At 37.2% G+C, this 6,161-nt stretch carries 5 protein-coding genes and 2 pseudogenes; 3 read left to right on the top strand and 4 right to left on the bottom strand.

The window, feature by feature from the left end:
• Nucleotides 1-27 precede the first annotated feature (27 nt).
• Nucleotides 28-240: a sulfur carrier protein ThiS gene (gene thiS / locus IQ246_RS28405; RefSeq protein WP_194006629.1), complete on the top strand. Its 213-nt coding sequence runs from the start codon at nucleotides 28-30 to the stop codon at nucleotides 238-240.
• 54 nt (nucleotides 241-294) lie between these two features.
• Entirely contained in the window at nucleotides 295-813 is a 519-nt protein-coding gene (locus IQ246_RS28400; protein ID WP_194006628.1) for a GNAT family N-acetyltransferase, read from the top strand.
• Between the two features lie 96 nt (nucleotides 814-909).
• Here IQ246_RS28400 and IQ246_RS28395 read toward each other — a convergent pair whose 3' ends face one another.
• Complete coding sequence (locus tag IQ246_RS28395; protein ID WP_194006627.1) at nucleotides 910-2,124, bottom strand: glycosyltransferase family 4 protein; 1,215 nt, start codon at nucleotides 2,122-2,124, stop codon at nucleotides 910-912.
• A 1,326-nt stretch (nucleotides 2,125-3,450) separates the two neighbouring features.
• Between IQ246_RS28395 and IQ246_RS31405 the strand changes: the two are divergent.
• Nucleotides 3,451-3,636 (top strand): annotated as a pseudogene (locus tag IQ246_RS31405) (hypothetical protein); the annotation flags it as partial.
• 390 nt (nucleotides 3,637-4,026) lie between these two features.
• Here the strand turns inward: IQ246_RS31405 and IQ246_RS28390 are convergent.
• The 3 genes and pseudogenes from IQ246_RS28390 to IQ246_RS28380 all read right to left on the bottom strand — a co-directional run.
• Nucleotides 4,027-4,815: a phosphatase PAP2 family protein gene (locus IQ246_RS28390; protein ID WP_194006626.1), complete on the bottom strand. Its 789-nt coding sequence runs from the start codon at nucleotides 4,813-4,815 to the stop codon at nucleotides 4,027-4,029.
• A 362-nt stretch (nucleotides 4,816-5,177) separates the two neighbouring features.
• Nucleotides 5,178-5,837, bottom strand: a complete 660-nt coding sequence (locus IQ246_RS28385; protein WP_194006625.1) for a cadmium resistance transporter — start codon at nucleotides 5,835-5,837, stop codon at nucleotides 5,178-5,180.
• Nucleotides 5,838-5,868: 31 nt separating this feature from the next.
• A pseudogene (locus IQ246_RS28380) lies at nucleotides 5,869-6,161 on the bottom strand (IS4 family transposase); the annotation flags it as partial.

The raw sequence follows: 6,161 nt of genomic DNA, 5'->3' as shown, positions 1-6,161 counted from the left end.
CCCCATGCCCCATCCCCCAAATAACTTATGTCTAATGAAATTACTCTTCAAGTAAATGGAGAAAACCATACCTGCTTGTCTCAAACTTTTTTACCTGAATTACTCCAACAGTTAGGTTTTAATCCTCGCTTGGTGGCGGTGGAGTATAACGGTGAAATTTTACACCGCCAGTTTTGGCTGCAAACAAAAGTGCAGCCAGGCGATCGCTTAGAAGTAGTAACTATTGTCGGCGGTGGCTAATTCAATAAACTGCGAACTAGATAAAGTCAAGCTAAAAGAAAAATCAGAAAAATTATGGTAACAAATGCGGGGATCTTGCGCTTAGAAAAGGTTACAGAACAGCACGCCGATCTACTGTACTCCTATATGAGCGATCCGCATCTGTACGAATATCTGGAAGACCAAATCCCAACCTTGATGGAGGTTAAGCAAAAGTTCAAGTTTGCCGCACTAGAAAAATCGCCCGATAATGACACCATGATCTGGCTCAAATGGGCCGCCATGATCCCCCAACAGCAACCTGTAGGTGTTGTCGAGATAGGTATTTTTGATGACCAATACGCCGAAATTGGCTTTATGACATTTGTTGGCTTTCAGAAACAAGGTTATGCTCCCGTTTACTGCTCTCTAGCGATCGCTGAAGTTCAACGGCGCTTTGGCTTATTGGCGCTACACGCATCCGTGAACGAGCACAATCTAGCCTCTCGTAAAGTGGTCGAGAAGCTTGGGTTCGAGTTGCACAAAGTCAATCAGAACGCAGAGTTCGTCAAAGGCAAGCCCACCGATGAATTCCTTTACCGTCTAACCTTCTAAATCCCAGGGGGACGCCGCCTATAATCGGCATTTCAAGGACATGGTAAGCTGTCGCTATACTCTTAATAATGTATTAGATAGCGGCGTTCACTTGGCTCACCTCTGTTCAAATTTATATAGACATTTATGAGCAGTTTTGCGCTTGGCTAATTCTTTACCTTTGCGTCCAAGTTGTTCGCGCAGCTGCTGATCTTGGCACAACCGATTAAAAGCTTGAAAAACTTCATAGCCAGAATTGGGATTAACCAATATGCCATTCTCTTCATGCTGAACTGCATCTAGGACACCACCTAAACGAGAGGCAATTATAGGCTTACCGAAGTAACTCGCTTCTAAGGAAACGATACCAAAACCCTCTATATTGTTAGCTTTTGTATCCAACATCAGCATTGCAAATATGTCACAGGCTGCATAGTAGCCAGCTAATTCACGATTTGGTGTATGTCCAGCAAAATGCACCCGTTTGTCTACACGCAAGCGATTCGCCTGAGATTGCAGTTCCGACTCACAAGGCCCTTGTCCGCAGAGTATATAGTGGACATCCACCCCAATAGTCAGCAGCAATGGTATGTTATCGATTATTCGGTCGAAGTTTTTATGCTTTACCAGGCTGCCAACTGAAAGAATCACTATTGCTGTTTGTGGAATGTTATGAGCCTGACGCACGCGAGCACGTAAATCATCAAGACGACTTGGACTCGCTTCAGTGCCAAATTTTTCTGGTCTAATTACTGGGTTAATTACGTGGGTAGGGGTATTTAATCGGAAAGTAGTTCTGAGGTAATCTTGTGTGTAGGAACTGTTACAAACAATCCCTTCAGCTCTATGAAGTGTCAATTTAAATAGCGATCGCAGTATGGGGTTGCGTAAAGCACAAAGAATATCATTACCGTGCAGGTAGATAAAAAACCGAATAGGCAGTAAGTAGCTCAATAACAACAGCGAAGGAAACTCATAGCCGTGACCCCACTCAATATAGCGGTAGTGATAGCGAAAATAGAGTTTAATTGCTAGCACAAATGACCAGACCATATTGAAGAAAGACTTCAGGATATTTCCCACAAAACCACTACGCCAATATTTCGGGTAAGTCCAGCGATATACGGGAAACTGTTGAGTTTGATCAAATACTTTATCTCCTAAGCAACCAGCTGCCAGCACAATCACTCGTTCCGGGTCTTGAAGACATCGATTATATATATATTCCCCAATTACAGCTTCTTGCGGTAGAAATATACGGGATATGACTAGGATGTCCGGGTATGCAGTTTTCTCTCTGATTTTGGCTGTCAGTTGAGAAATATGTTCCATGATCAACTTGGTAACTAAACTTCAAATAATTTCTAATTTGTTCATACTGTCAACTAGAACAAGGAAATTAGTACTAGTTAACTATCAGCAATGAAATTGGAAAAATCGTTTTTACCCTAGTTATCCCATTTTTTAATTAAAATTTTCTATCAGTGTTGACATTGCTTTAACTCAAGCATTTGAATCAAATAAAGGTTGAAGTATGTAGATGCCTAGAGAACATCTTACTTAGAGTAGTATAAAGCTAATAATATACGCCACAATTCAAGCTGGGACTGGAATAATAAGACCTTAGTTGGTAAATGTTTGCTGGCATTACTTGCCAATTTTTATAGACTTAAGAACCTAATTATATCATGCAATGAGCAAAAATACTTATTTGGAATTTTACTTAGTGACTGGCTGACTCTATATACAATTTTTCGTTCCTTTATCATTTTTATCCTTAATCTTAGCTAATAAAAATCTCTGCAAAAAATGCGACTTTCTATCGAAGAATTGAAGAAAACTACTTTTTAAAATTTATAATTAATTGTGTTGTAAAAAATATTTATGATGATGCTAACTAATTTGCCAAACATTTTTTTTAATCATAATCATCTTTATTACCTTGATTTAAATTAATACAAAAAACTATTTTTTGCTGTTAGATCCTACCTTTTATTGGAGTCAACCTCCTCCATATAGGAACACGTAAACATCTTCAGCGAACATGGAGCAACTTTTCATCTCAAAGATGCAAGGACTATAAAGTGCCTCATGTAGCTTGCTTATTCGGAAGAGTGTGCGTCTACAGTTAAAAAAATAACGTTCACAACTCAGATAAAATTACCATGTCTATTTTTAATAGACTATCGTTAATACCGTGTACTATTGTGCCAAAATGCCAAAATACCTCTAAGTATTTAGGAGCGTACTTAATGAAATTACTTTTTTATGTAGAACAGTGATATTTATCACTGCAATTTATCAATGACTAACTTTCCAAATGAAATTTAATTTTCATACATAGCCATATTACATTGCCACTCCATACTAAAGTTGATTGAAGATCATGGGTGGTAAGTGCATAATTTAGCTTTTAAAGGCGATGATAACTAAAGCTATTTCCCTGTAACTACTAAAGCTTATCTCACTTGCATTAAAAAAATCAGTCAAAATAATCACAAAAATTAAAATCATCTCAGGACTTACGCAAGTGTCATATTTTTTTCGTTGAGGTTGTCCAGAGTCAAAGGTCAAAAGTCCAAAAAACCTTGTTAAGACTTTCCATTATAAGCATTTTTTATCTCTTTTCTGGTCTGGGAAAAGGTTAAAACTTCGGCATCGGATTTAATTGCATATAATTTTGCTGTTCCGGTAGCTACTTACGAAAATATTGGTAAGGTTTGCACTACAGGAATCGAAGCAGTTTTAAATTTGCAGCTAGCGAAGAATATCTACGCCTTTGTTAGTTATACAGCAAATGACCCACGAATTTTGAAAAGTACAAATTCTGCCGAAGTTGATAAATAATTACGATTTGCAGGTGCAGATAGTTTGAATGCAGGACTTTTTTATGACTGGAGTTTAGACTAGTACAGCTTGGCGTAAGTTAACCGACTATTATTGTGGGACAATGGATAATTAGATTACAGGATGACCTTAAAACTCGAATTATCGAATTTATCGAATATTTTAATAAAACAATGGCTAAACCTTTTAAGTGGACATACAAGGGTAAAGTGTTGGCTATTTAATACTTGGTTTATTTCCGCCGTGCTGTACTAGTCTAAACTCCAGTAGTAATTATCTTACTCAATATGAAACAAATTAAATTTACAAATAGTGCAGGTAAATTAACCGCACTATTATTTTTAATCACAATTTTATTCACACCTTTTGTAGTAATAAAGTGTATGCTTACGAATTAAAAAATTCCTGTTCTTCAGAGAGTAATTTCGTTTCACTCACTGGCTTTTCACTAATAATATTTGCCGACCCTGAATCAGGTTTAATAATCAAATTCACGCCAATTGCCCAAGCGATCGCTACCATCCAACCTGCGATAATGTCACTAGGAAAATGAACTCCCAAATATAGCCGTGTCCAGCCAATAGCTAAGATAAACAAGCCACCCAAAATTAATACTAACCAGCGCCAGGTACTACCCCAAGTCAAGACTACCAAAATGGCAATCAAGGTCATACTTGTCATCGCATGACCACTGGGGAATGAATAATCAAATTCTGGTGCAACTGAGTCCCATAGATGAGGACGTACTCTGTGCCAAAATTCCTTTGCTGTGCGGTTAATAATTGCACTACCAGCAGTAGTAATCAGTAAATAAGTGAGCGATCGCCAGCGACGTTGCAGTAGTAAAATGAGTGCGATTATGCTCACTATGGGTAATAAAGTCCAAAACGAACCTAGTTTGGTCAAGATTGTGGCGAATACATCTAACTGCGGCTGTGCTAGAGAGTGAATCGTCACCAAAATCGGCAAATCCCAAGGAAAACTACCCTCCTTTTGCTGTACCTCTAATGCAAGCAGTCCAAAAATTTGGAGTGGGAGATATATTCCAACGAACAGTAGCACCAGAGAACGCCAATAGATAATTAACAGTTTTTGCACAAACTCTATGAGAGATTGTGGTTTTTGCGAAGATGCTGCTGTTTGTTGATTTTTGTCGTTAACTTTTTCTAATGCCATATCAAATACGGTATTGCGCCGAAATTAATCTAGTCTTTTGAAATACTGCTATTAAATTTACCACTGAACTCTAGATATAGGCTGGAACTCAGTTTATCGAATAAAAGACTTTAAATCTTAGTATCAATTTATATTGAAGTTTCGTATCATTCCACACAAAGATAGACTTTTACTATTTTTAATCTTAAAATACGTTAAACCGATCAAGTTTTAGTATTTTATGGAAATTTTTTAGCCGTCGCTGAAAAGTTGCAGTTGCACGAAACGTTCTGCACAACTGCGTTATAACGAGTCTTTGAGTTTCAGCCAAACAAGGCCGCATTTACAAAACCCCGGTTAAGGACAGGAGTATGGATTTTTTATTATTTTACCCAAGGTAATAAAGTAAATGTGCCCCTTTCATACATGATGTACAAACCCAGACCAATCAATATAAATGGCACAACAGTTTTACCATAGCGACTTAAAATATGGGCAATTGTAGCTTGACGAGCTAAGAGATAAGCAACAGTACACCAAACCCCTACCATGATAAAAAACACTATGAAAATCACTAGCAAACTGTCCAAGCTGTTCCCAGCAAATAAAGGAATATAGATGCCGATATTATCGCCACCGTTTGCAAAAGTGACTGCTGCAACTTTATAAGTTTGGGGACTCAGAACACTCAAAATAAAAGATAGTATGGGGTTGTTGGTAGTAGATGACTTAAAATTAGTAGTAACAGTCTGAACTTCTATACTCTCTGTATCTTGATTTAGTAATTGCTTGATTCCAATTGCTATTGGTAGTATGCCCAACAAACCTATCCAGGCTCTTGGTACTATTAAACCACTAAAAAATCCTGGTAAACTGGCAATAATGATGGCAGTGAAACCAAGATACTGACCAACGAAAATATGCCGACGACGAAATTGAGTATTTAGCTGGGAAAAAAATAGCAATAGTATAATAATGTCGTCAATATTGGTGGCGACAAAGGCAATAATTCCCTCAGTGATAATTGCACTAATTTTGCTCATGTGAGGTTGTCAGCAATAATGATTAACTAATAAAATTGATGAAGTTATCTGATGGACTTCCAGTAGCTATATTTAGGGAACTAAAAAGTTTTACTTGATGGTGTCCTAGTATCCATAACAACTTACTGGTGAGAGTGATAATTGTTGAATATATTGGACAAATCGCATATTTATTGTGTAATTTTTTTTGAATTTTATTCTGTACTAATTCATTTAATTTTTGGTAAATTTCTTGAAATGGTTTTTGGCTTCGATGTAAATTTGCTTTAGAGAAAGTAGAAATATCTACCTCAAATCCTGTGTTGTTTAATCTCTTAAACAAAT

Origin of the sequence: aff. Roholtiella sp. LEGE 12411 (genome assembly GCF_015206995.1) — a bacterium.
GTDB lineage: Bacteria > Cyanobacteriota > Cyanobacteriia > Cyanobacteriales > Nostocaceae > Komarekiella.
The sequence above is the reverse complement of the archived record's forward strand: the minus strand, read 5'-3'. Positions and strand labels throughout refer to the sequence as shown.

What these genes read in the sequence shown, in the direction of transcription:
- thiS (WP_194006629.1), top strand. Translation starts at nt 28, where the DNA reads ATGTCTAATGAAATTACTCTTCAAGTAAATGGAGAAAACCATACCTGC.
- IQ246_RS28385 (WP_194006625.1), bottom strand. Translation starts at nt 5,837, where the DNA reads ATGAGCAAAATTAGTGCAATTATCACTGAGGGAATTATTGCCTTTGTC.
- IQ246_RS28400 (WP_194006628.1), top strand. Translation starts at nt 295, where the DNA reads ATGGTAACAAATGCGGGGATCTTGCGCTTAGAAAAGGTTACAGAACAG.
- IQ246_RS28390 (WP_194006626.1), bottom strand. Translation starts at nt 4,815, where the DNA reads ATGGCATTAGAAAAAGTTAACGACAAAAATCAACAAACAGCAGCATCT.
- IQ246_RS28395 (WP_194006627.1), bottom strand. Translation starts at nt 2,124, where the DNA reads ATGGAACATATTTCTCAACTGACAGCCAAAATCAGAGAGAAAACTGCA.